We start from the raw sequence: 25,365 nt of genomic DNA on the forward strand, positions 1-25,365 counted from the left end.
GTCCTCATTGGGGATTTCAGGAAACATTATGGCCTATATTACCCTTAGGGATGTCCAACTTGCGTTTGGTGGACCCGCCCTGCTCGACGGCGCGAATTTTAACTTGGAACGCGGCGAACGAGTGTGTTTGATTGGCCGTAATGGTGAGGGTAAGTCTACCTTACTTAAGCTGATTGAAGGAAGTTTACTGCCTGACAACGGCGAAGTTTCATTACAAAACGGCATTACTATTTCCATGCTGGCGCAAGATGTACCGATGGATTCAGGTAAAGTGGCTGATATCGTGGCAGATGGTGCCGGTGAAGCATCGGAAGTTTTGCGTGCTTATCATACTGCCAGTGAAGCCTGTGTACTCGGTGACATGGACGCCTGTGATCGTATGGGCAACCTGCAACACAAAATGGATCAGCTGGATGGCTGGGCGCTGGAAACCAAAGTCAATTCGATTTTAAGCAAAATGGGCCTGGACCCGGATGCAGATCTTGCCGATTTATCTGGTGGTCGTAAGCGTCGTGTACTACTGGCACGTGCTTTACTTACCCAACCCGATGTGCTGTTACTGGACGAACCGACTAACCATTTAGACGTTGAAAGTATCGAATGGCTGGAAAAATTCCTGCTCGATCAAAATAATTTGACCCTATTGTTCATTTCGCATGACCGTGCCTTTGTCGATAGCATTGCTACCCGTATTGTTGAACTGGATCGTGGTCAACTGCGTAGTTATGAAGGTAACTATTCACGTTATCTAGACCTGAAAGCCCAGCAAATGGAAGCTGAAGAAAAGCAAAATGCGCTGTTCGATAAAAAGCTGGCTGAGGAAGAAGTCTGGATCCGTCAAGGGATTAAAGCCCGTCGTACCCGTAACGAAGGTCGTGTCCGTGCCCTAAAAGCATTACGTGAAGAATCTAGAGCACGTCGTTCGCAACAAGGTAAAGTGACGATGGCGACTCAGGATGCCAACCGTTCCGGCAAACTGGTGTTTGAAATTGAGAACCTGAGTGTGAAATTCGGTGACAATGCACCGATCATCAACAACTTCTCTGCACTTGTCCTCCGTGGCGACCGTATCGGTCTGGTCGGTGATAACGGTGTCGGTAAAACTACCCTCATTAAAGCCATTCTGGGCGAGCTAGAACATGGCGGTACGGTGAAGACCGGTACGCAGTTAGAAGTGGCCTATTTCGACCAGCTCCGTAATGCGCTGGATCTGGAAAAATCTGTTAAAGATAACGTCTCAGAAGGTTCTGACCACGTGGATGTGAATGGTAACCGTCGTCATATCTATAGTTATTTACAAGATTTCCTGTTTTCGCCAGAACGTGCCCGTACACCAGTCAAAGCTTTGTCAGGTGGTGAGCGCAACCGTATCCTGCTAGCGAAACTGTTGCTGAAACCATCGAACCTGATTGTGATGGATGAGCCAACCAACGACCTGGATATGGTGACTTTAGAGTTACTGGAAGAGATGCTGGGTGGCTACAAAGGCACCCTGCTGTTGATCTCGCATGACCGTGCCTTTATGGACAACGTGGTAACATCCACTTGGGTCTTTGATGGTAAGGGCAATATTGACGAATATGTTGGCGGTTATCAGGATTATCTTGAACAACGTCCGGATCAAACCGTGGTTGACCAAAAAAGTGCCGTGAAAAAAGCCATAGCCAAAGCAGAAGCCGAGGCGGCACCGGTCGCTGCCAAAAAAGTTAAGCTTAGCTACAAGGACCAGCGTGCACTCGAGCAACTTCCTGCTGAAATGGAAGCACTGGAAAAAGAGCAGGCCGAGATCAACGCACAACTGGCTGATGGCTCTTTATTTGTGACTGATTCCGATAAAGCATTGAAACTTTCTAACCGTTTATCCGAAATTGATGAGCTGTTACTGGAAAAATTAGAGCGTTGGGAAGAACTGGACAACCTAAGTAACGGCTAAATATTCCCCGAGCTTTTACTAAAGCATCTGTATTCGTACAGATGCTTTTTTATTTCAATAATCTTCTCTGTTAGACTGCATTTAATCTTTTGGCCCTAAATTGTTTTATGAGTACTCAGCCTGCATATCAACCCGGTGAATTTCAATGGTCATTCCTGTTACCTCAATATTGGGGCAAATGGCTAGGCATTATTTTCCTGATGATTCTGGCGATCTTACCTTGGGCCATTCAGCATCGTCTGGCGTCCCTGCTGGGCCACCTTTCTTTTAAATACTTGAAATCACGCCGTGAAACCACGCTGCGTAATCTGGAAGTCTGCTTTCCCGAATGGTCTGAAAAGCAGGTACAGGACAATGCCCGTCAGGTATTTATCGATCAAATGCTGGGGGTGTTTGAGACGCTGAATGCCTGGTACAGTCCGAAATGGTTTCAGGGCCGCGTCAGTATTGAAGGCTTGGAACATATTCAGAAGGCACAAGCCGCAGGCCAAGGCATGCTGTTATTAGGCACGCATTCAACTTTGCTCGATGCGGGTGGTTATCTTTGCGCACAATATTTTGAACCGGATGTGGTCTATCGTCCGCAGAATAATCCACTTTTGGACATGCTGATTTACCGTTGTCGCGCCACAATTTATGCCAATCAGATTGACCATGATGATATGCGCGGTCTGGTACGTAACCTGAAAAATGGCCATGCGATCTGGTACAGTCCGGATCAGGATTATGGTTTAAAACAAGGCGTGATGGCACCATTTTTTGGTGTGCCTGCGGCGACTGTAACCGCACATCGTCGTTTACTAAAAATGACCAAAGCGGCTGCAATTCCTTTATATTTCTACCGTCATGGCGATATTAATAATCCGCGCTACCATGTGCTGATTGAACCAGCACTGGAAAATTTTCCTGGTGAAAATGAAGTCGAAGATGCCACCCGCGTGAATCTGGTAATCGAGCAGCAGTTACGCATCGCACCGACCCAATATATGTGGTTCCACCGCCGTTTTAAGACTCGCCCTGAAGGTTATAAATCAATTTACTAAATCAATTTGATCACGGAATTTGAAGGGCTATAGCTTAAAATCATGTTTAAGTAATTGAAATAATTTAACCCGAGCTCTACATCCTGTAAAACTCGGGTTAATGAGGTTGTGCTTTCACATATTATAATTCGTTCTGCTTTTTTGTGATGTCCCTTTCAGCATCATATCCATGATGTTTTCATTCAGCTTCGTCTTCCTTATGAGAATATCCTTTCTCGACTCCCTGTGCTGATAAACCTAGAATACCCAGATTCCCAACCCCTGCCCATTCGCAAGAAGCGGAAACTGTTGTAAGCAATATCGTACACTTTTCTTCTAAAAAGCTAAGAGATTTTGCCTCCTTCTTTATATGCCATAGCAACTTCATCAGTGACTATTTTTTCCTCTTTCTCTGCTTTCTGAATGCCTTCTTCAATAGCTTTTTGTGCTTCTTGCTCATCTTCATCAGTTTGTTCTAATTCTTCCTGAATATGCTCGAATACCCGACCGGTTTGTAAAACCAGAAAGACCGGAAAATGGTCAGAGCCTACATGCGGTAAACGTTCCATATGTACCAAGGCAAAATCGGTACTGTGAAAGACGTGATCCAGCGACCAGCGAAAAAAAGGATAATCTGCGTGAAAAGTATTCACATAATGACGCCCTACCCGCGGATCTAGCAGCCCACTAATGCGTTGAAATAGGCGTGTGGTACGTGACCAGGCCACGTCATTCAGATCGCCCATGACGATACAGCTTTCATCCAGATCCTTAATCTGATCACCGACAATCAGCAGTTCAGCATCACGCAAGGTAGAATCCTTGGCCTCGGTCGGGCTGGGTGGTTTGGGATGCAGACAGTAGAGCTGTACTGGCTGTCCCGAGCGTAAAATCACTGTAGTATGAATTGAGGGAATTTCGTCACTCAGAATAAATTTAACCTCAGTTTCACTCAATTCGAGCTTGCTATATAGATGCATGCCATACAGATTATCCAAAGGCACAGGCACGCGATAAGGATAATCAGCTTCAATCACAGAGAGTGCATTTTGCCAGTTTTGATCAGTTTCCAGAGTCAAAACCAGATCTGGCTGATGAATCTGGATCTGCTCGATCAGTAAATGATATTTGGTATTGGTAGTAAGTACATTGGAAACGACCAGGGAAATCTGACGTTGCGGATCCAGCTGATCATGCTTGACCTGCTTGACCTGTTTTTTCCAGATAAAGGTATAGGGCAATACCATTTTCAACTGATAGGCCAAAGCTGCCATCAGACCGATAAAAAGCAGCTGATTCAACCAGTTCCAGGGATGATCAACCAGAAGAAAAAGAATAAAGGCGATAAAGCCCAATACCAGAATTTGTAAGCGTGGAAAATCCGCACCCCGAATCCACCATTCATCGCGTGGTATCAGTGACCAAAAACTTAACCAAATGACAATGATTGCCAGAATTTGGATAACCCATATCATAAACTGCGCTCTTAATTAAGTTATTATTTTTTCTAAAAGAAAAATGACGTTATCAATTTTGTATGTATCATAAAGCAGATATTTCTCTCAAGAATATTGATGTTTTGATTGTGTAGCTCTTGCAGTTGAGTCCCTTTTTGGTACACTCGAATCCCTTTTGATTTTTTAACGCACCGAGGCAAAGTGACATGAAAGTAGGTCTGGTCGGTTGGCGCGGGATGGTTGGTTCCGTCCTTATGCAACGTATGGTTGAAGAGAATGATTTTGCTCATTTTGAGCCATTCTATTTCTCTACCAGTAATGCAGGCGGTGAAGCGCCGGCATTTGGCGGTAAGACCGCCCCAGCACTTATGGATGCATCAGACATTAACAGTCTGAAGCAAATGGATGTCATTATTACCTGTCAAGGTGGCGACTATACTTCTGAAGTTTTCCCGAAACTGAAAGCTGAAGGCTGGAATGGTTACTGGATTGATGCAGCATCGACCTTACGTATGGATGATGAAGCCATCATCGTACTTGATCCGGTCAACATGCATGTGATCAAAGATGGTCTGGTCAAAGGTACCAAGACTTTTGTCGGCGGTAACTGTACAGTTTCCTTGATGCTGATGGGCTTGGGCGGTCTGTTCCAGAACAATCTGGTAGAATGGGCAACTTCAATGACCTATCAGGCCGCTTCAGGTGCTGGCGCGCAAAACATGCGTGAACTGATCAATGGTATGGGTTATTTATATAACAATACCAAAGAGTTGCTAGATGATCCGCGTTCTCCAATTCTGGATATCGACTCTAGAATTGCTGAATTACAACGTGGTGAAGGCTTCCCGTCTGCAAACTTTGGCGTTCCTTTGGCTGGTTCACTCATTCCTTATATCGACAAGCAACTGGAAAGCGGCCAGTCGAAAGAAGAATGGAAAGGTCAGGTTGAAACCAACAAGATTCTGGGCAACCAGCAGATCGTGCCAATTGATGGTCACTGTGTACGTATTGGTGCCATGCGTTGCCACTCTCAGGCATTAACCCTGAAATTGAAAAAAGATGTACCTTTGGATGAAATCGAAGACATCATTGCACGTGCCAATGACTGGTCTAAAGTGGTTCCAAATACTCGTGAAGCATCGATGACTGATCTGACGCCTGTTGCTGTAACAGGTACTTTAAGCGTTCCAGTGGGCCGTCTGCGCAAGCTGAACATGGGTAAAGAATATCTGGGTGCGTTCACTGTAGGTGACCAGTTGCTTTGGGGTGCCGCTGAGCCGTTACGCCGTATGCTACGTATTTTGATTGATTATAAAAATGCCTAATATCCTGTGGATATAAAGCCAAAAGCCGATCTTTATTGATCGGCTTTTTTATGTAACTATTGCGTAAGTATTTTACAAAAAACAAACATCCCGTTAATCTATAATTTTCGCTATGCGATAATGACTGAGCTCACGATTAAGATGACTGTATATAACAAATTAAAGCTTGCCATTTTTGCCATCGTCGCTTCACAAAACATTTATGCGATTAATGTAGATCCGGTTCAGATTCAGTCTGCCCCTGGGGAATTACTCTATGCAGAAATGACTTTTCGGCAGTCTGATATCAATTTGCCGATTGAAGTCAGTCTGGCTTCACCTGAAGATTTAATGTCAATTGGTGCATCGCATCAGCCACCTGGTCATCTGAACTTTTTTACCCGGCGCAGCAATAACGGCACCGGGGTCATTACTATTACTTCTTCTCGCCCCATGACAGAACGCGAGCTGAATATTATTGTCAAAATCAAGGAAGGCAATGCTGCACGTCTGCAACATATCCGTACGCCCTTACAAGCTAAAACCGATTTATTAAAAGCCAGTCTCAAACAGAATGAACGCCCGCTTGCACCAGTTGTCGTCGTCAGTGAAAAAGATATTGCACTCAACTTACCCGTAAGTAGCCATTACAATACGGCAGCCTCCACAGCCTTAAATAAGCCACCGGCTCTAGAAAAGCCGTTGGCATTGCAACGCACAGCACCACCGACATTATCGAACACTTCTATTCCAAAAACTGCATTTGCGCCAGCTGTAATGGCATCAACTCCAGCGATTCAGGCTCAAGCGATTACGCCTGTACTGAAAAGCGAGGCTGTAACTGCACCCGATACTCCAGCCCCAGTTAAAACTGCACCGGCGCTTTCAGATTCAGTAAAGACCTCACAAGCAACTCTTGCATCGCCGGCTCCTGCAGCAGCCTCGACTACAAACAAACCAACCAGTACGATACCAGCACAAAGTGCATCAGCACCAAATAAAGCAGCTGTGCAGGAAGCTGTAGAGCCCCGTTCTGATCATCAAACTGCCTCCAGTGATCCATTGGTGAAAAAATTTGCTGAGGAACAAGCCAAAAAATCAACCGGATTAGCCAATTCGGTGAAAACTCCGGTTCCAGTGACTGCAAAAGCTCAACCAGTCAAAGCAACTCCGAATCAGACTCCACCTACTTATGTGGTTCAATCCAATGAATCACTGTGGGGGATTGCTTCAAGAATTGCCGAACAGCAGCAGCGTCCTGTCAATGAAGTCATGCAGCAAATTAAAAAAGACAATGAGCATGCCTTTATCGGAGGAAATGCCAATCGTCTACGCAAGGGTGCTGCATTGAACTTAAATACAACTCATCCTGCACCTGCGCCCATTAAAGTCACTGCGGCAAAGCAGACCGAGCTACCGTCTAAGCCTGCTGGCAAGACTAAATACCGCCTGAATCAGGCAGAAATGAGCCTGGTGGCTGAGAACCAGCGCGAATCCGGGCAAGTTTCTGCAAACCAGAACACAGAACGCAATCAAACCTCAAAGGAATTGTCATTAAAAGTTATGACAGCCCGAGAAAAAACCGTTAAATTACAGAGAAACGTAACTGAATTAGAATTGGCACTCAATCAGAAGGATCACAGAATTCAGTTATTAAATGCGCGTCTGGCCCAGCTACAACAACAGCTCAAAGCCCAACAAGCAGATAAGAAGCCAATTAATTAAAAAGTTACACATGACGATTTATTGGGATAGGCGAACTTAAACTACTCTATCCCCAAGGGGTAAAACATGCTGATTTATGTGATTCCATTAGTGATATTGATCATCGTACTAATTGTCTTTAAAAAACGACAAGATGCTCAAGAATCAGATAAAGCAAAAACTAAAACGGTAAAAGCGAAAAAACCTGGCTCTGCTTCAAAAGCTTCCCCACAAAGAACCAAAGTGGTGGAGCCAGTCGGGGTCACAAAAAAATCAGCAACGCCATTATCAGCAGAAACACGCAAGAAAATTGAAGGCCTGATTCAGGAACGTAATTTTTTTGCGGCCGAAGCACAGATTAACCAGGCACTGAATCGGGATAATTCCCAGCATGAACTCTATCTGTTGTTATTGGATATTCATATCTTACAGCAAGATGATTTTGCAATTACTCAACTGATTAATCATATTCGTACTCTGAAAATCGATGAAATTCTCTCTCAGGCTGAAGAAAAAAGAAGCGCCTATGAAGGAGAAAAATCAGTTAAACCAGATCCAGTTTCTAAGTCTGTTGTTCCCGCATCGAATACAAGTGATTTTGATGAATTGAGTCTTACATCACTTCCTGTGGATAAAAAAGCTGGTTTAGCATTCGAGCAACTACAACAAGAAAGTGCGCCAGTTAAAGAAGAACCAGCACCTCTTGAATTTAATTTTAAGCCGAGTGCTGCGCCTGCCTCAACCACCGCAACAAAGACTGAGCCTGAACAAGACAACAGTTTTGACTTTAATCCAAAGAGCAGCTTTACTCAGAGTGTGCCGACTGAATCAGCACCATCAGTGGTTAATGAAGTTCAGTTTGATTTTGAATCTTTTAAAGTAGAGCCAACAACGTCAGAAATTTCTTCTGTAGCTTCTGATCGCCTAGAAACAGATTCTGAAAATAAAACGAATCTTAATCAGATTCCTGATCTTGATCTTGATCTTGATCTCAATTTAAGCACTAATAATGAACAGTTACCGGCTAGCGATGAAGAAATCAAGCCTCTAGATTTTTCTTTCTCGCTTGACACGCCAGTACCAGCAGCTGAGAAAACTGCAGTGCCAGCGACTGAGTTTGACCTGTCTAGCTTGACAGCTGCAGCACCTGTGGCAGAACCAGCGTCACAAACCAATCTATCAGGCATGGATTTCAAATTAGATCATTTAGAAACCACGCCAGAAGCGCCTGCTGCGACAGCGATGAGTTTCGATCTTCCTGCTACACCAGCTCAGGCAACGATAGATCAGCATGATCCGCTGGTGCAATCTTTCCCGGAATTACTGGATGTTAATGAAGCAGGTCTCAACCTGGATCTTGCGCAGCAATATATTCAACTCGGTGCCTATGCCGCTGCCCGTGAAGTCATTGCGGAGCGAGAAGCTGAATATACTCCTGAGCAACAACAACGCGCCGAGCAATTACTGAATCAAATCGCATCTTGATGCATTTCGATTTACACTAAAGCAGTCAATAATTGGCTGCTTTTTTTATGATAAAAAATATTGCATTAATTTATATGGGTGGCACATTCGGCTGCGTGGGAGACCCTCTTGCACCGATGCCTGCTGATTTATTTATTCCAAAACTCGAACAGATACTTGCAGAGCAGTATTTTGTAGAATGCCACCATGCACCCGCCATTAAGGACAGTAGTGCCTGCACAGCAACCGACTGGTTGCAACTGGTACAGTTTATTCAGCAATTGCAATCGCGGCAAATCCAGCATTTTGTGATTATTCACGGTACAGATACGCTGAGTTATGCCAGTGCAGTACTGGCACATTTTATTAGAAACTCGGCGCATGTGGTGCTGACCGGTAGCCAATATCCGTTGCTGAATGCTCAAGGCAATGAACAGCGTGAATTTAGTGATGCCCTGGATAACCTGAAATTTGCACTAGATTCCATCAGCGAATGTAGCGCTGGAGTCTATCTGGCATTCCATCATCAGCTGCTACATGCGCAAACTGCACTGAAACAGCATACTACTGAGTTAAATGCCTTTTCCGGTCTTGAGGCCAATATCGCAATCCAGACCCATCAACCGTGTTATCAGGTCAAGGTAGAAGATATTGCGAAAGCGGCTGAATTCAACTGCATGAGCATCATGATGCAGCCGATTGATCTGGCTCAGCAGCTGAATAACTTGAACAACCTCTTGGCTCGACCACCGCATTTTCTATTTTTGCAAGGTTTTGGCACTGGCAACCTGGCGGTCAATGACACCATGATTGCGCTCATTGATCAACTCTATGAGCAGGGCTGCATTTCCGTCTTGACCACCCAAGTGCCTTTTGGTGCGACGGATCAGCGCTATGCTATTGCCGAATGGGTCAATCACTGCAAAATTTTGCTGAATGAAAGTTATGGACATGCGGATCTGTATGCAAAAGCCCTGAAAATGTATTTACAATACGACACTGTAGAGCAATGGCATCGTCATTGGTACGATCAATAAGGTTTGAGGTCATTATGCAGCGTTTTGCGGTGGGAATTGAGTTTTGTGGGATGCATTATCGGGGATGGCAGACTCAACAGCCGGGAGTTGCAAGCGTACAGGAAACCATTGAAAGGGTCCTGAGCCGAGTTGCCGATCAACCGATTAGCCTACAGGGTGCCGGCCGCACTGATGCCGGGGTACATGCGACCAACATGGTGGCACATTTTGATACTGATGCCGTGCGTTCTGAACGTGGCTGGCTGATGGGCTGCAATAGCCAACTCCCTAAAGACATCTCGATCCAGTGGATCAAAGAAATGGATCACAGCTTCCATGCCCGTTTTAAGGCACAGGCGCGCCGCTATCGCTATGTGGTCTACAACCACCCTGTACGCCCGGCATTGCTGCATAAACAGGTCACCCATGTCTATGCACCGCTTGATGTTGAACAGATGATATACGCCGCGAAAAAGTTTGAAGGCACGCATAACTTTGAAAGCTTCCGCGCCGCAGCCTGTCAGTCCAATCAGCCCGTTCGTCATGTCAGCCATTGCCACCTGATTCAGCATGGTCAATATCTGGTATTGGATATTCAAGCCGATGGCTTTCTGCACCATATGGTGCGCAATATCATGGGATGTTTATTGGAAATTGGTCAGGGCATGTATGCTGCCGATCATATTGATAATATTTTCGCGGCAGAAGACCGTAAAGCTGCTGGTGTGACTGCGCCAGCAGATGGTTTGTATTTTATTCATGCCGACTATCCGGCGCAGTTTGAATTACCTGAATTACCCTTAGGTCCGCACTGGCTGAATATGCCGGAATAGTTTTTAAATTTTTTAGAATATTTACCTCCCCTAACCCCTCCTAAAAGGAGGGGAATTCCTCCCTTTTTTTAAAGGGAGGTTAGGAGGGATTTTTAACGCTGCTTCCGTTTCCGATATTCCACCGGCGTCTCATTGGTCCAGCGTTTAAAGGCACGATAGAAGGTACTTGGCTCAGAAAAACCGGTCAGATAGACAATCCGCTCGACGCTCTCATTGGTACTCGCCAGCAAACGCTTGGCCAGACGACAGCGATAATCCGAGAGAATCTGCTGAAAACTGGTATGTGCCTCACTCAGTTGCGTTCTCAAACGGCGTGGCGTGATATTCAGTTGTGCTGCTACAGTTTCCAGTGTGGTTTCACCACTCTCCAAAGTAGAGCCAATCGCACGACGGACTTCACCGACCAGATCATATCTTGCCAGTTCCTGTAATTTTTCAATCGCCAGTTGCTCATGCAGCTGCAACAGCTCAGGTTCAGCCTGCCACAGCGGATATTCCAGGATAGTCGGATCGAAGTACAAACGGGTTTCTTTCTGACCTAGACTGACCGGACACTCATAAACCCGGAAATATTCATCATCAGGTGCCCCTTTAGAAAAATTAAAATCGATATAAATCGGTTCAAAACGTCCTTCAGTAATAAATTTAAAGAAACGAAGTACGCCTGACATAGCACATTCAGTAAAATGACGATTGACCAGACTCTCAGCAAAAGGCTGTTCACCATTGGTTAAATAGCAGCGATCATCTTCAATCACTAATTTGGCAGCAAAGGCATCGCTGATCAGTCGCTGATAAGCCAAAGCACGTTTCAGTCCCTCACCAAAATTTCCAGATGAAACAAACAGGTGTTCAATGACCTGACCACGATAAAGTGGCAGGTGCTCCCCCAGATGCAATCCAATATCCGGATCCTTGCTGACTTCCTCTGCCGCCACCCAAAAGGCATACTGGGCACTCAGCGGCGTACGGTCATTAGCCTCTACCTGATTTAAAGCCACTCCTGCTTTGGTCAAAAGTTCTTCTGTCGGCAACCCCGCACGACGAATCGCCTGATAGCCTAAACGCAATACGACTGATGCATCCGTTAGCTGACTCACTCAAAAGCCTTCCTTGTATGTACTTCATTTATACTTAAAAAGATTAATTTTAGATTAACTGTGATTGACCAAACTGACAACAGAAACAGGTGTCTTTTTAGTTAAAAAAATTATCGTGACAGTTCGCCTATTTTACTGGCAGATGATCAGTCTAACGCCCGTTTCGTCTTGTGTTTTGCAAAAAAATTGACTATAATTTGCGCCTTTCCAATTTATTCATTCAGGTAGGCTATGGCCAATAAAGAGGAACTCATCGAGTTCGAAGGCGTTGTCACCGAGACGCTTCCTAATACTATGTTCCGTGTACGTTTAGAGAACGGTCACGAAGTGATTGCCCACATCTCTGGTAAAATGCGTAAACACTATATCCGCATTTTAACTGGCGATAGTGTGAAGGTTGAAATGACACCTTATGATTTGACTAAAGGTCGTATCACATATCGTGCACGCTAAGTTTTAGCGCAAGCAAAAGCCACTTTTAGTGGCTTTTTTATTACTTGAATTATTTATCAATCAATAAAATAATTTGACACAGATCCATAAATTCACGACTATTCATTGAATTAAAAACAACATGTATAAAAATAATAAATATGAAATGCTTACCCCTACTTTCCAGCTTGTTTCTCGTTGCGTGCGTTACCGGCGGCAATCAGCATCTGCATCAGTCTCTACAACCTTATGTGGGTCAAACTGCAGCACAGGTTCGTAGCCAGCTTGATCTTCGCGCAACGGGATTCAAGACCTCCCAGCAACCGATTCAAACCGCAGAATCTCTCGGCTACACTATTTTTCGGGATATGAATATTCCGATGGGCACGCCGAATATTAGTCAGAGTATCTCGATCGGTGCACCAATGCCGATGCCCTCAAATGGTGGTTATAACATTGAGATGAAATGCCAAATCTGGTTTGACCTAAAAGATGAAATTGTTCAAGCCATCCGCTATACCGGTAGAGCTTGCTAAGCTGTACTCATCGAGTTCAAAGCCTGTATCTAATTAAATCAGGGATCAACCTCACCACGCTAAACTTCTACCGTGTATCAAATCACAACAGTATTTTTGCATGGAATGCGCTTACACTCATTTTATTTGGTGTGAGGACAACTCATGAAGTTCACACTGATTTTAGCATGCTGCACAGCCTTGGGTTTGCTTAGTGCATGCAGCACCACCTCCTCAACGACTGCACAGCGTGATGCCTATTTACAACAGTTCATTGGGCAAAGCAGCCAACTGATCGATCAAACTCTGGATCTAAAACGTTTAGGTTACCAGCAGATCAGTGGGCCTGAACGCAGCGCCAAGCAATTAAGCTATGTGGTACAACGCCCCATTACCATTCCTTTGCCTGTAGCGCAGTTTCCTGCCACAGGGACAGGCACTGTACCGATTCCAGTGTCAGTAAACCCTGCCGGCGGCTATGACGTCAAATTGCAATGTAAAATCACCTTCTTACTCAAAGATAATATTGCCACCGCGGTACGCACCACAGGCCGAACCTGTTAAGCCGTTTAAGCTTTGAAATTTCTATCATAAAAAAACGCAGCTCAAGGCTGCGTTTTTTTGAATCGAAACAGGCTTAGTTCAATGCAGCAACGACTGCTTGACCCATTTCAACCGTACCGACTTTTTGCATGCCTTCAGACATGATATCCGCCGTACGCAAGCCTTGATCCAAGACCTGACCTACTGCATCTTCAATCGCTTTAGCAGCGGCTTCTTCACGGAAGGTATAACGCAGCATCATCGCCACCGAAAGAATCGTTGCCAATGGATTTGCCAGGTTTTGACCCGCGATATCTGGTGCAGAACCATGACAAGGCTCATACATGCCTTTGCCATTTTCATCCAGAGATGCCGATGGCAACATGCCGATTGAACCGGTCAACATCGCAGCTTCATCAGACAGGATGTCACCGAACAGGTTAGAGGTGACAATCACGTCAAACTGCTTCGGTGCACGTACCAGCTGCATCGCAGCATTGTCGACATACATGTGCGATAAATTAATTTCAGGATATTCGGCATCTTTCAGCGCAGTCACTGTCTGTTTCCACAGCTCAGTCACTTCAAGCACATTGGCTTTATCCACTGAACATACTTTACCACCGCGCAAGTTGGCCATTTCAAAAGCGACTTTAGCGATACGCTTGATTTCAGACTCTGAGTAAACGTCAGTGTTGTAGCCTTGCTTCTCGCCATTTTCCAGTTCACGGATACCACGTGGCTGACCGAAGTAAATACCACCCGTTAACTCACGCACAATCAGAATATCCAGACCTGCTACGATTTCAGGCTTCAAACTTGAAGCATCAGCCAGTTGCGGATAAAGAATGGCTGGACGCAAGTTAGCAAACAGATTCAGTTCGCTACGCAATTTCAATAAACCACGTTCCGGACGGATTGAACGCTCAATCGTGTCCCATTTTGGACCGCCCACGGCACCGAGTAAAATCGCATCGGCTTTTTTAGCCTGTTCAGAAGTCACGTCTGGATACGGTGAACCGTGCGCATCAATGGCTGCACCACCGAGTAAACCCTGTTCCCATGTCAAATCGAGATTAAATTTTTCATTTACACGAGTCAGCACCTGCTCTGCCGCTTTGACAATTTCAGGACCGATACCGTCACCAGCTAAAATCAAAATTTGTTTAGACATGAGATTTTCCGTTTAAAACGTCAGATTCAGACCTGACAGAGGTTAAATTTTCTTTTCTACAAACTCTGCAATCCCGGTGACTGCATTATAGGGTTTGCAAAAACGACGAATGGTTTTTTGCTCTTGTACCAGATCTACGCAAAGCGGATCCGGCGCCGAAGAATTTAATAAACTGCTGCTACGCGCACTACGGTCACGAAACATTTTTAAGCTATAGCGGTTATTGGCCTGAAAACGATGGAATACATGTAAAGTTTCCGCTTTATCCTTACTGATCGGATAAAAACGCACGACCAGTTCATGCTGTCCTGCCGGCACAGATAAATAAATCGGATTGGCCTGATTTAAATTTTTGGCCTGCAAGCGCACCAGTTTCTGCTTCAGCGCCTCATCACTGATGCGGCCATTGTCGGCGTTGACAATAATGGTCTGATTGAAGCGTTCGAACTGGCAATCTGGCGTCCCTGTACAGTAGATCAGGGCATTTCTTTTGCTCTCAGTATTTTCTTTGGCATGTTTGAGTTTCATCGTGTCGATGCTTTGACATGCAGTCAACAGCACCGATACTGAACTTAAAGCAAGCCACTGTTTCCAATAATTCGCCATAATGTCTGTCTTACCCAATCAAAAAACTCAATAATCTTCCGATATTAGCAAGGGCATCGCAGTCATGCCATGACAATTTTTACTGATTTATCCATGAATTTCGGCAAATACCCAAGGACGCGATTGTTTGGTTTTTTCTTCATAGGCACGAATATCATCCGCCACCTGCAAAGTTAAGCCAATATCATCCAGACCATTTAACAGGCAATGCTTGCGAAATGGATCGACTTCAAACTTAAAGCTTTCACCCGTAGGGGTACGAACTTCTTGTGCCTGCAAGTCAATGGTCAGTTGATAACCTTCATCTTCCGCACATTCCTTAAATAACTGCTCAACAATATCTTCAGCCAAAATCACAGGCAACATACCGTTTTTAAAACAGTTATTAAAGAAAATATCAGCAAAGCTTGGCGCAATCACGGTACGGAAACCATATTCGCTCAAGGCCCACGGCGCATGTTCACGGCTAGAACCACAACCAAAGTTGGCACGTGAAATTAAAATAGATGCGCCCTGATAACGTGGCTGGTTCAAGACAAAGTCCGGATTGATCGGACGAACTGAATTGTCCTGACCTGGATAACCTTCATCCAGATAACGCAATTCATCAAACAAATTTTCACCGAAACCGGTACGTTTGATCGATTTCAAAAACTGTTTTGGAATAATTAAATCTGTATCGACATTGGCACGGTCTAAAGGTGCAACGATACCTTGTTCAACGGTATAAGCTTTCATGTCTGTGCTCCTACGTACCAATTAAAATGAACGGACATCAACAAAGTGACCTGCGATCGCAGCAGCGGCTGCCATGGCTGGACTCACCAAATGAGTACGACCGCCATTGCCCTGACGACCTTCAAAGTTACGGTTCGAAGTCGAGGCACAATGCTCGCCTGGTTGTAACTTGTCAGCATTCATCGCCAGACACATTGAACAGCCAGGTTCACGCCACTCGAAGCCCGCCTCGACAAATACCTTGTCCAGACCTTCCGCTTCTGCCTGAGCTTTGACCAGACCAGAACCCGGAACCACCATCGCCTGTTTGATTGAAGATGCAACTTTGCGACCTTTGATCACTTCGGCTGCAGCACGGATATCTTCAATACGCGAGTTGGTGCATGAACCGATAAAGACACGATCTAGCTGAATCTCAGCCAAGGCCTGACCGGCATTTAAACCCATATATTGATAAGCACGGTTCCAGTCATTGCGTTGTACATCGTCTTTGGCTTGTTCTAAAGTTGGTACAGCTTGAGACACTGGAATGACCATCTCAGGAGAAGTTCCCCAAGACACTTGCGGCTCAATTTCCTCACCTTGCAACACGACAACCGTATCAAAATATGCGTCATCATCCGAATGCAATGTATTCCAGTACGCTACCGCCTGATCCCACTGTTCCGCAGTTGGCGCATAAGGACGACCTTTAACATACTCGATGGTTTTGTCATCCACAGCAACCATACCCACGCGTGCACCGGCTTCGATCGCCATATTACACACGGTCATACGACCTTCAATCGACATGTCACGGAAGACCTGACCGCCAAATTCAATCGCGTGACCAGTACCGCCTGCGGTACCAATCTTGCCAATAATGGCTAAGACCACATCTTTCGGTGTCACGCCCTGGCCTAATTTGCCATCAACGCGTACCAACATGTTTTTCATCTTCTTTTGAACCAGGCATTGGGTCGCCAATACATGTTCAACTTCGGATGTCCCGATCCCATGCGCCAAGCAGCCAAAAGCACCATGGGTTGCTGTATGCGAATCACCACATACCACGGTCATGCCCGGTAAGGTCAAGCCCTGCTCCGGCCCAACTACATGCGCGATGCCCTGACGGATATCGTTAATATCAAATTCAACAATATTAAAGGTCTTGCAGTTATCATCCAAGGTTTGCACCTGAATGCGCGAGGTTTCATCTTCAATTCCGGCTACGCCCTGCTCACGCTCTTTTTTCGAGGTCGGTACGTTATGATCCGGTGTAGCAATGTTAGCGCTTAAACGCCATGGCTTGCGCCCGGCCAATTGCAACCCTTCAAATGCCTGTGGTGAGGTTACTTCATGCAACAGGTGACGGTCGATATAGAGTAAGGCAGAACCATCATCACGTTGCGTTACTAAATGGTCATCCCACAACTTGTCATATAGTGTTTTTGCATTTTGCTTTTGTACTGTTTGGGTCTCGCCTGCCATGTCGATGTACTCCACTAGACTGGGTAAATTCTTTCTCTGATTTTGATTATATCGCTGCAATCACATAAATCTAATTTATCATTTTTATCAGTTAAAAAACTTTTTGGAATCTTTTAAAAGCTGAATCAAATCATGCTTGAGCTCTATTTTTATAAATCTAATTTTCCGATTGATTTATAAAAAATATTCGCTTTTACAAATTAAATGAGAATTATTATTATTTCTTCATCGACAGAAATGATGATTTTGAGGAACTTCGACATGGCACATATTCAACGCTTTGTAGACAACAACCAGCGCATGTTCAAAAAAACCTTCAGCTACTACATTATGCATATTACAGTAGCGATGATTGTGGGTTACTTGGTGACTGGCAGTTTGACCATGGCCATTGCCTTAAGTTTATTAGAGCCAACGGTACAGGCAGTGGCTTTCTTCTTCCACGAAAAAATCTGGGAGGGTAATAACCAACAGCAGAATGAGGACATTACCGTCTAAATTCTTCGGTCGAGGTTCCTGATGAAAGGCTGTTTTGAGAAAGGCAGTCTTTTTTAGTTTTTAAAATGCCAAGGCTTTGAAAATGTATAGTAATTCAGCACTGCAACATAGATAAGGTAATTTTACTTTGATTTATTCTTAAAATATAACAATAATAGATTTACACATAAAAATTCTTTATAGGTGATTAAGATGAATCTCGCAGCCTTTGAAGCCTTCGTGAAAGTCATGGAAACCGGTTCGATTTCTCTGGCCGCAGATCAGCTCTTCATTACCCAGCCTGCTGTCACCAAACGTATTCACAGTCTGGAAGAATACTTTGGGGTCAAGCTGTTTGAATCTGCCGGACGTGGCGTACAGGCCACCCACGCGGCGCATTCGCTGTTGCCTAAAGTGAAAAACTGGCTGAATGAACTCGGTGATATTCATTATACCTTGAGCCATGAACAGGGTCAGGTACAGGGCAAACTAAAAATTGGTACCAGCCATCATATCGGCCTGCATCATCTGCCGAGTCATTTGCGCCATTATGTCCAGGAATATCCGGACGTGACCCTGGATGTGCATTTTGTTGATTCTGAGCAAGCACATGAACAGGTAATTGCCGGCGATCTTGAACTGGCATTTTTAACCTTGCCGCCCCGTGGTGATGCGCGTCTGAATTACGTAACCATCTGGAATGATCCTCTGGTCTTTGTGGTGGCACCGTTTCATCCGCTGGCACAGCAAAAAAATCTGTGTCTGGAAGATTTGCTCGACTATCCAAGCCTGTTGCCATCATCACAGACCTATACCTCGCAAATCACCTTGGCCGAATTTGAGAAACAGGGCATCAAACCGAAAGTCAGTATGAGTAACAATCCGCTGGAATCGATCCGGATGCTGGTATCGATTGGCTTAGGCTGGTCGGTACTGCCAAAAACTTTGGTCAATCATGACCTGCACCAGCTGGATATTAATCTGGAAATGAACCGTCGCTTGGGTATGGTCTGGCATCCGGGTCGTACGCAGTCCAAAGCGGCACAGGCTTTGGTTCAGCTCATGCAAGGCGCCTCCCTGTCTATTTAAATTTTTTCTCAACATGCTGCATCCAAAACGGTGCAGCATTTTGTTACCTAAATACATCCCATCTGGCGATATCTTTCGAGTATTTTTAAGACAATTCCATTCTTTTGCAGTGCAGAAGAATGCTTAAAATTATTCGATGGAGCCTGACGGATGCAGCTCGATTCTCCCCTAAAACCCCACTCTCAAGATAAAACCAATACAAGCAGCCTGTGGCTTTCGGCCAAACCAATGCTGCTGCCCACGCCGGCACTTGATTTTACCGATGAACAGACTGCCCGGCACTGCCTGCGCGAATATTTCCTGAATACCTTTGACACCTATGAACAGCTGTTTGAATGCCTCAAGCATGAAGATGCTTTTTTCATCAAACCGATTACTTTACGTCATCCGCTGATTTTTTATTTTGCGCATACCGCCACTTTTTTTGTCAATAAACTACTGCTCAGCAAGCTAATTAGCGAACGCGTAAATCCGCATTTTGAAAGTATCTTTGCAATCGGTGTGGACGAGATGAGCTGGGATGACCTGGACGAAGTACATTATGACTGGCCCAGTGTGCAGGAAGTCCGTGATTATCGGCATCAGGTACGTGCCCTGATCTTGAGCATTCTAGAACATGCTCCGCTGACTCTACCCTTAAACTGGCAAAATCCTTGGTGGACGATCATCATGGGCATCGAACATGAACGGATTCATCTGGAAACTTCTTCCGTGCTGATTCGCCAGCATGCTTTGGAACATGTACGCCAGCATCCGCAATGGCGTGCCAATATTATTACCGGCATGGCCCCGGATAATATTTTGCTGGATGTGCCGGAAGGCAAAGTGCATTTACAGAAAGATTTTAACCATCCATTTTATGGCTGGGACAATGAATACGGTCAGCATCAAGCCGAGGTCGCGGCTTTTGCAGCTTCCAAATATCTGGTATCGAATCAGGAGTTTCTGGCCTTTGTCGAAGCTGATGGCTATCAAACCGAACACTACTGGAATGAAGAAGGTTTAGGCTGGCTGCAATTTTCCCAAGCCGCTCATCCCTGTTTCTGGCGCAAAACTGAATTAGGCTGGTCACTGCGACTGATGCTGGAAGAAGTGCCGATGCCTTGGGACTGGCCGGTAGAAGTGAATTATCATGAAGCCAAGGCTTTTTGTCAGTGGAAATCGCAACAGCTTGGCAAGACTATCCGCCTGCCGACTGAAGATGAATGGTATCGCCTGTATGCGGTTTCAGACTTGGATCCAGATTTACCCAGTCCTGAACAGGCCAATATCGAGTTGAAATACGGCACCAGCTCCTGTCCGGTTGATCATTTCAAGCAGGGTAATTTTTACGATATTCAGGGCAATGTCTGGCAATGGACCGAAACCCCGATCTATCCATTTCAGGGTTTTCAGGTGCATCCGTTTTATGATGATTTCAGCACACCGACCTTTGACGGCCGCCATAACCTGATGAAAGGTGGCTCCTGGATTTCGGCGGGCAATGAAGCCCTATATAGTTCCCGTTATGCCTTCAGACGGCATTTCTTTCAGCATGCCGGTTTTCGCTACGTCGCCTCTGATCAGGCACTGCAACATTTCCCTTCGAACTATGAAAGCGACCAGCTGGTCTCCCAATATCTGGAATTCCAGTACGGCCCCGAATATTTTGGTGTCGCCAATTTTGCCAAAACACTGGTTACTTTGGCACAATCCTATTTTCAGCAAACGCTGTGCCATCGTGCTTTAGATATTGGCTGTGCCACCGGCCGCGCCAGCTTTGAACTGGCGCGCCATTTTGATCAAGTGACCGGTCTGGACTTTTCTGCACGCTTTATTCAGCAAGCGGTCTATTTGGCTCAAGGCGACAAGGTACATTATCAGCTGCCGCTAGAAGGTGAATTAAGCGAAGAAAAAAGCTGTTCACTTGAAGATGTTACTTTGGATCAGTTTACATCTAAAACGGAATTTTTTCAGGCCGATGCCTGCAACCTGAAAGCACATTTTAGCGGCTATGATTTTATTCTGGCAGCCAACCTGATTGACCGGCTGCATCATCCGAAAGACTTTTTATTGCAGATTCATAAACGTATCAATATAGGTGGAATTTTAATGCTGAGTTCGCCCTATACCTGGCTGGAAGAACATACGGCGCGTAGCGAATGGCTGGGCGGTTTTCAGCAGGATGGGGAAAAGATCACGACCTTGGCTGGTATAAGCAATATCTTAACCCAGCACTTTGAATTGGTGGCCGAACCCCAAGATGTGCCTTTTGTGATTCGAGAAACGGCCAGAAAGTATCAACATACCCTGTCACAAGTCACGATCTGGAAACGGATTCGCTAAAGGTAAGGTGATGGCCTAAAAAAAGCCAATCATACGATTGGCTTTTTAATCATCCTTCACTGGTTGAATTTTCATGCAAGGATTCATTGAGTTGATCTACCACAATCGCCCATTCGCCATCAGAGGCTATTTTCTCGCTTAAAAATTGACGTTGTGCCTCTGACCAATACGGCGCATCCAGTAAAGTCAGATCTTTATGCAATTGATGCTCGTGAATAAATGTTTCAATACCTTCTGCACTGGCATCCAAGCCAAGCTGTTGGAACAGATGTGTCATACGTGGTCGAACGTGAGTCATATCTCATACCTCAGAATCTACTATTGTTATCATGTCCTGTTTTTCGAGCATAGCATGTCTGATTCAGCTGGACTGTGAAAAAACATTAATATTCAAATGAGGCAAATAAAAAGCACAACCGAAGTTGTACTTAATAATCACATCAATGAGTTCGGAGTGATTAGATCGACCAGTCCTGTATTTTCCATCCCTGTTCTTGGGCTAAAGTTTCCAAGCGATCATCCGGATTGACTGCAATCGCATGATCCGCATATTCCAGCAAGAAACGGTCATTAATAGAATCTGAATAAGCCCAAGACTCGGTTACATCACGGCCTTCCAGCCATTGTTCCAGACGCACCAGCTTGCCTTGCTGATAGCACGCCGTATTGATGACCTTACCGGTATATTTACCATCAATGACTTCAGCATTGGTGGCAATAATTTCAGTAATCCCAAATTCACGAAAAATGGGTGCGGTAATAAAGTCTGAAGTCGCGGTAATGCCCACTAAGGCATGCCCTGCTTCACGGTGACGCTCAATGGCTTTAAAACCCTCCGGACGCATTTGTGGACGAATGACTTTTTGCATGAACAGTTGATGTAATTCAATCAAATAATCATTGTCATGTTTGGTCAAAAACTGGAACACAAATTCATTATAGGCATAAGGATCCAACTGGCCTTTTTTATAATCGTCATAGAACTTGTCATTCATGGCGCGATGCTGAACTGGATCGACCAGGCCCTCACTGACCAAAAACTCTCCCCAAGAATGATCCGAATCCGTGTTTAACAAGGTGTGATCGAGATCAAATAGCGCCAATTTCATGAAAATACTCGTTAAAACTGAAATTTAAGAAAAAAATTGTAAATCTATCTCCGCTAGTCGATAGAAATTCGTTAAGATCATAGCAATTTTAACATTTTTAAACTTTGCTTTTTTCGAGTTGGATAACGAAATAATGCTCCCCGATGGCAAAGGCATAAATTAAACAATTTTTAGGTAGCCAAATGATCGACTCTGAAGGTTTCCGACCGAATGTCGGGATCATTTTGGCAAACGATGCTGGACAGGTTTTATGGGCAAAACGCATTGGTCATAATGCATGGCAATTTCCACAAGGCGGGATCCAATATGGAGAAACCCCCGAGCAGGCACTCTATCGTGAGCTGAGAGAAGAAGTTGGCTTATTGCCCGAACACGTCCAGATAGTCGCGCAAACCAAAGGCTGGTTGCGCTATCGTTTGCCGCATCGATACATTCGTACGGACTCTGATCCGGTCTGTATCGGTCAAAAACAAAAGTGGTTTTTACTCAAACTCATGGCCCCCGTTCAGCATATTCAGTTGAATCTGTCTGATCCGCCCGAATTTGATCAATGGCAATGGGTCAGTTACTGGTACCCACTCGGTCAAGTCGTGAATTTCAAACGTGATGTTTACCGCAAAGCCCTGGTGGAGTTGTGTCAGCAACTGCCCCAGCAAAAACCTTAAAAAATCGCATAAATAATGCAGATTTTTTACGCGGCTATTGTTATAAATAAACTTAATCACTGAAATTCTGAATAGACGGAGCAGACCTTATGTCGAATATGCAACTGGACACCTTGAGACGTATTGTTCAGGAGATCAATGCGTCCACCAGTTTGCATGAATCACTCGACATTATGGTCAAGCATGTGGCCGAGGCCATGCAGGTTGATGTCTGCTCGATCTACCTCCTCGATGAACGCAATCAGCGTTATCTGCTCATGGCGTCTAAAGGCCTGAATGCAGAATCTGTCGGCCATGTGTCTTTGCAGACCGGTGAGGGTCTGGTGGGCCTGGTTGGACAACGTGAAGAAATTGTCAATCTGGACAATGCCCCTAAACATGAGCGCTTCCTGTTTTTACCTGAAACCGGTGAGGAAATTTATAACTCCTTCCTCGGTGTGCCGGTGATGTACCGCCGTAAGGTCATGGGTGTACTGGTGGTTCAGAATAAAGAATCACAGGACTTTTCTGAAGCTGCTGAATCCTTTCTGGTCACACTCTGCGCGCAGCTTTCTGGCGTCATCGCCCATGCCCATGCCGTTGGCAATATCGATGTATTCCGTAAGCCGAGCAACCTGCCCGCCTATAAAACCTTTCAGGGAGTTTCTGGCTCCGGTGGCATTGCCTTAGGTCGTGCAGTGATTCTGTATCCACCAGCAGATCTTGCCGCAGTCCCTGACCGTGAAGCAGATGACATCAGCGAAGAACTGCAGCTCTTAGATAACGCGCTAAATTCAGTCCGTGAAGAAATCCAGTCACTGGATGACAAAATGCAGGATGCGTTGATGGCCGAGGAACGCGCACTGTTTAGCGTGTTCTTGCGTATGCTGGATGAAAATGCCCTGCCTGCAGAAATCAAGGCTTTTATTCGTGAAGGTCACTGGGCACAAGGCGCCGTGCGAATTGTTATTGACAATCATGTGGCACAATTTTCCCAAATGGAAGATGATTATTTACGTGAGCGGGTAGCGGACTTAAAAGATCTGGGCCGCCGTATTCTGGCGCGCTTACAGGAAGCCGATGCCAGTCACCGTGAATTGACCGATGAAAGTATTCTGATTGGTGAGGAAATTTCGACGGCTGCACTGGTTGAACTACCTGTAGATAAAATTGCCGCGATTGTCACTACCGAAGGCGCCATGAACTCACATATGGTGATTGTGGCGCGTGCTCTTGGTATTCCGACCGTGGTCGGCGTGACCGAACTGCCGATCAACACCCTCGATGATGTAGAGATGATTGTCGATGCACATCAGGGCCGGGTCTTTATTAATCCCCCACGTCGCCTGCGCAGTCGCTATAAAGAAATTCAAAAAGAAGAAGAACAGCTTGCTAAAGATCTGCGCCAGTACGAAACCAAAGATGCGATTACCCCGGATGGCGTGGCGGTCAAACTGTACGTCAACACCGGCCTGATGATTGATGTGGTGCGTGGCGTGCAGCGCGGTGCCAAAGGTGTCGGTTTATACCGTTCTGAAATTCCGTTTATGTTGCGTGACCGCTTCCCGGGCGAGGAAGAACAACGTGCGATTTATCGTCAGCAGCTCAGTCATTTTGCCAATAAACCGGTGGTGATGCGAACGCTGGACATTGGTGCAGACAAAGACCTGCCGTATTTCTCGATTGAAGAAGAAAACTCGGCACTCGGCTGGCGTGGCATTCGTTTTACTCTGGATCATCCGGAAATTTTTTCTTCACAGATTCGTGCCATGCTCAAGGCCAGTATCGGGCTGAATAATCTGCATATTCTGCTGCCAATGGTGACCAGTGTCAGCGAGGTCGAGGAAGCGCTCTACTTGCTGGAACGTGATCATGCGGCGATTCAGGAAGAAGAACAGGTCAAGATAAACAAGCCGAAACTCGGCATCATGGTGGAAGTGCCGAGTGTGCTTCATCAGATTGATGAATTTTCCGAACTGGTGGATTTCTTCTCGGTCGGCTCCAACGATCTGACCCAATATCTGTTGGCTGTGGATCGCAATAATCCACGGGTGGCCAATGTCTATTCACATTTACACCCTGCAGTACTACGTGCTCTGACCCGTCTGGTCCAGGACTGTCATCGCAATGAAAAACCGGTTAGTATCTGCGGTGAAATGGCAGGCGATCCACTGTCTGCAGTTTTGCTCATGGCCATGGGCTTTAATACCCTGTCAATGAGTTCCAGTAATATTTTGCGGGTACGTAAAACCATTTGTCATGTTCCGATGAGTGATGCACAGGAATTGCTGCAACATGTGTTAAAAATGGACAATCCACTCATAGTAAAAAGCTGGTTAGAATATTATTTCAGAACCCATAATTTAGGGGATATGGTGAAATCAGCATCACGTATGGTGAGTGCCTAATA

At 45.4% G+C, this 25,365-nt stretch carries 23 protein-coding genes; 15 read left to right on the forward strand and 8 right to left on the reverse strand.

Annotated features, from left to right (window positions below; all coding sequences use genetic code 11):
- Nucleotides 1-28 precede the first annotated feature (28 nt).
- Both G4D73_RS07600 and G4D73_RS07605 read left to right on the forward strand, forming a co-directional pair.
- The gene (locus G4D73_RS07600; protein ID WP_213686441.1) at nucleotides 29-1,933 is read left to right on the forward strand and encodes an ATP-binding cassette domain-containing protein; all 1,905 of its coding nucleotides are present in this window, start codon (nucleotides 29-31) and stop codon (nucleotides 1,931-1,933) included.
- Between the two features lie 107 nt (nucleotides 1,934-2,040).
- The gene (locus G4D73_RS07605; RefSeq protein WP_213686442.1) at nucleotides 2,041-2,976 is read left to right on the forward strand and encodes a lauroyl acyltransferase; all 936 of its coding nucleotides are present in this window, start codon (nucleotides 2,041-2,043) and stop codon (nucleotides 2,974-2,976) included.
- A 323-nt stretch (nucleotides 2,977-3,299) separates the two neighbouring features.
- On the opposite strand, the gene G4D73_RS07610 is transcribed toward G4D73_RS07605, so the two are convergent.
- Complete coding sequence (locus tag G4D73_RS07610) at nucleotides 3,300-4,430, reverse strand: endonuclease/exonuclease/phosphatase family protein (RefSeq protein ID WP_005245920.1); 1,131 nt, start codon at nucleotides 4,428-4,430, stop codon at nucleotides 3,300-3,302.
- 188 nt (nucleotides 4,431-4,618) lie between these two features.
- Here G4D73_RS07610 and asd point away from each other — a divergent pair, with 188 nt between their 5' ends.
- The 5 genes from asd to truA all read left to right on the forward strand — a co-directional run bounded on the left by asd (nucleotide 4,619) and on the right by truA (nucleotide 10,733).
- Entirely contained in the window at nucleotides 4,619-5,737 is a 1,119-nt protein-coding gene (gene asd, locus G4D73_RS07615) for an aspartate-semialdehyde dehydrogenase (RefSeq protein WP_004647391.1), read from the forward strand.
- A gap of 120 nt (nucleotides 5,738-5,857) precedes the next feature.
- A complete protein-coding gene (locus tag G4D73_RS07620) occupies nucleotides 5,858-7,441 on the forward strand; it encodes a hypothetical protein (protein ID WP_213686443.1) in 1,584 nt (527 codons plus the stop codon).
- Between the two features lie 66 nt (nucleotides 7,442-7,507).
- Entirely contained in the window at nucleotides 7,508-8,905 is a 1,398-nt protein-coding gene (locus G4D73_RS07625) for a fimbrial protein FimV (protein ID WP_213686444.1), read from the forward strand.
- A gap of 47 nt (nucleotides 8,906-8,952) precedes the next feature.
- On the forward strand, nucleotides 8,953-9,921 hold the full coding sequence (locus G4D73_RS07630; protein WP_213686445.1) for an asparaginase domain-containing protein: 969 nt from the start codon (nucleotides 8,953-8,955) through the stop codon (nucleotides 9,919-9,921).
- A gap of 14 nt (nucleotides 9,922-9,935) precedes the next feature.
- Nucleotides 9,936-10,733 carry a tRNA pseudouridine(38-40) synthase TruA gene (gene truA / locus G4D73_RS07635; RefSeq protein WP_213686446.1) on the forward strand — a complete coding sequence of 266 codons (798 nt, stop codon included), beginning with the start codon at nucleotides 9,936-9,938 and terminating at the stop codon, nucleotides 10,731-10,733.
- 92 nt (nucleotides 10,734-10,825) lie between these two features.
- Here the strand turns inward: truA and G4D73_RS07640 are convergent, their stop codons facing one another.
- Nucleotides 10,826-11,833, reverse strand: coding sequence for an AraC family transcriptional regulator (locus G4D73_RS07640; RefSeq protein ID WP_005245913.1), 1,008 nt, complete (start codon nucleotides 11,831-11,833; stop codon nucleotides 10,826-10,828).
- A 231-nt stretch (nucleotides 11,834-12,064) separates the two neighbouring features.
- On the opposite strand from G4D73_RS07640, the gene infA reads away from it, so the two are divergent.
- The 3 genes from infA (at nucleotide 12,065) to G4D73_RS07655 (ending at nucleotide 13,344) form a co-directional block, all read left to right on the forward strand.
- Entirely contained in the window at nucleotides 12,065-12,286 is a 222-nt protein-coding gene (infA, locus tag G4D73_RS07645; protein ID WP_001284370.1) for a translation initiation factor IF-1, read from the forward strand.
- 134 nt (nucleotides 12,287-12,420) lie between these two features.
- The gene (locus G4D73_RS07650; RefSeq protein ID WP_213687732.1) at nucleotides 12,421-12,801 is read left to right on the forward strand and encodes a hypothetical protein; all 381 of its coding nucleotides are present in this window, start codon (nucleotides 12,421-12,423) and stop codon (nucleotides 12,799-12,801) included.
- A gap of 144 nt (nucleotides 12,802-12,945) precedes the next feature.
- Nucleotides 12,946-13,344 (forward strand): hypothetical protein, encoded by a 399-nt coding sequence (locus tag G4D73_RS07655; protein WP_213686447.1) that lies wholly within the window; start codon nucleotides 12,946-12,948, stop codon nucleotides 13,342-13,344.
- Nucleotides 13,345-13,417: 73 nt separating this feature from the next.
- On the opposite strand, the gene leuB is transcribed toward G4D73_RS07655, so the two are convergent.
- From leuB to leuC, 4 genes are all read right to left on the reverse strand, one after another.
- Nucleotides 13,418-14,497 carry a 3-isopropylmalate dehydrogenase gene (gene leuB / locus G4D73_RS07660; protein WP_064094871.1) on the reverse strand — a complete coding sequence of 360 codons (1,080 nt, stop codon included), beginning with the start codon at nucleotides 14,495-14,497 and terminating at the stop codon, nucleotides 13,418-13,420.
- A gap of 42 nt (nucleotides 14,498-14,539) precedes the next feature.
- A complete protein-coding gene (locus tag G4D73_RS07665; RefSeq protein ID WP_213686448.1) occupies nucleotides 14,540-15,103 on the reverse strand; it encodes a hypothetical protein in 564 nt (187 codons plus the stop codon).
- Nucleotides 15,104-15,190: 87 nt separating this feature from the next.
- Nucleotides 15,191-15,841, reverse strand: a complete 651-nt coding sequence (leuD, locus tag G4D73_RS07670) for a 3-isopropylmalate dehydratase small subunit (RefSeq protein ID WP_044111835.1) — start codon at nucleotides 15,839-15,841, stop codon at nucleotides 15,191-15,193.
- A 21-nt stretch (nucleotides 15,842-15,862) separates the two neighbouring features.
- Nucleotides 15,863-17,311, reverse strand: a complete 1,449-nt coding sequence (gene leuC / locus G4D73_RS07675) for a 3-isopropylmalate dehydratase large subunit (RefSeq protein ID WP_213686449.1) — start codon at nucleotides 17,309-17,311, stop codon at nucleotides 15,863-15,865.
- 261 nt (nucleotides 17,312-17,572) lie between these two features.
- Here leuC and G4D73_RS07680 point away from each other — a divergent pair, with 261 nt between their 5' ends.
- From G4D73_RS07680 to ovoA, 3 genes are all read left to right on the forward strand, one after another.
- Nucleotides 17,573-17,809 carry a DUF2061 domain-containing protein gene (locus G4D73_RS07680; protein WP_004278497.1) on the forward strand — a complete coding sequence of 79 codons (237 nt, stop codon included), beginning with the start codon at nucleotides 17,573-17,575 and terminating at the stop codon, nucleotides 17,807-17,809.
- A gap of 192 nt (nucleotides 17,810-18,001) precedes the next feature.
- Complete coding sequence (locus G4D73_RS07685) at nucleotides 18,002-18,877, forward strand: LysR family transcriptional regulator (protein WP_005107972.1); 876 nt, start codon at nucleotides 18,002-18,004, stop codon at nucleotides 18,875-18,877.
- 150 nt (nucleotides 18,878-19,027) lie between these two features.
- Nucleotides 19,028-21,202 (forward strand): 5-histidylcysteine sulfoxide synthase, encoded by a 2,175-nt coding sequence (gene ovoA, locus G4D73_RS07690; RefSeq protein WP_213686450.1) that lies wholly within the window; start codon nucleotides 19,028-19,030, stop codon nucleotides 21,200-21,202.
- Between the two features lie 49 nt (nucleotides 21,203-21,251).
- On the opposite strand, the gene G4D73_RS07695 is transcribed toward ovoA, so the two are convergent.
- On the reverse strand, nucleotides 21,252-21,500 hold the full coding sequence (locus G4D73_RS07695) for a DUF2789 family protein (protein WP_004278500.1): 249 nt from the start codon (nucleotides 21,498-21,500) through the stop codon (nucleotides 21,252-21,254).
- A gap of 160 nt (nucleotides 21,501-21,660) precedes the next feature.
- Entirely contained in the window at nucleotides 21,661-22,311 is a 651-nt protein-coding gene (locus G4D73_RS07700; protein WP_213686451.1) for an HAD family hydrolase, read from the reverse strand.
- Between the two features lie 182 nt (nucleotides 22,312-22,493).
- Between G4D73_RS07700 and G4D73_RS07705 the strand changes: the two genes are divergently transcribed.
- Both G4D73_RS07705 and ptsP read left to right on the forward strand, forming a co-directional pair.
- Complete coding sequence (locus G4D73_RS07705; protein ID WP_213686452.1) at nucleotides 22,494-22,976, forward strand: RNA pyrophosphohydrolase; 483 nt, start codon at nucleotides 22,494-22,496, stop codon at nucleotides 22,974-22,976.
- An 89-nt stretch (nucleotides 22,977-23,065) separates the two neighbouring features.
- Nucleotides 23,066-25,363 (forward strand): phosphoenolpyruvate--protein phosphotransferase, encoded by a 2,298-nt coding sequence (ptsP, locus tag G4D73_RS07710; protein ID WP_129716838.1) that lies wholly within the window; start codon nucleotides 23,066-23,068, stop codon nucleotides 25,361-25,363.
- Nucleotides 25,364-25,365 lie beyond the last annotated feature (2 nt).

The sequence above is a fragment of the Acinetobacter sp. WY4 genome (assembly GCF_018438165.1).
Taxonomy (GTDB): domain Bacteria; phylum Pseudomonadota; class Gammaproteobacteria; order Pseudomonadales; family Moraxellaceae; genus Acinetobacter.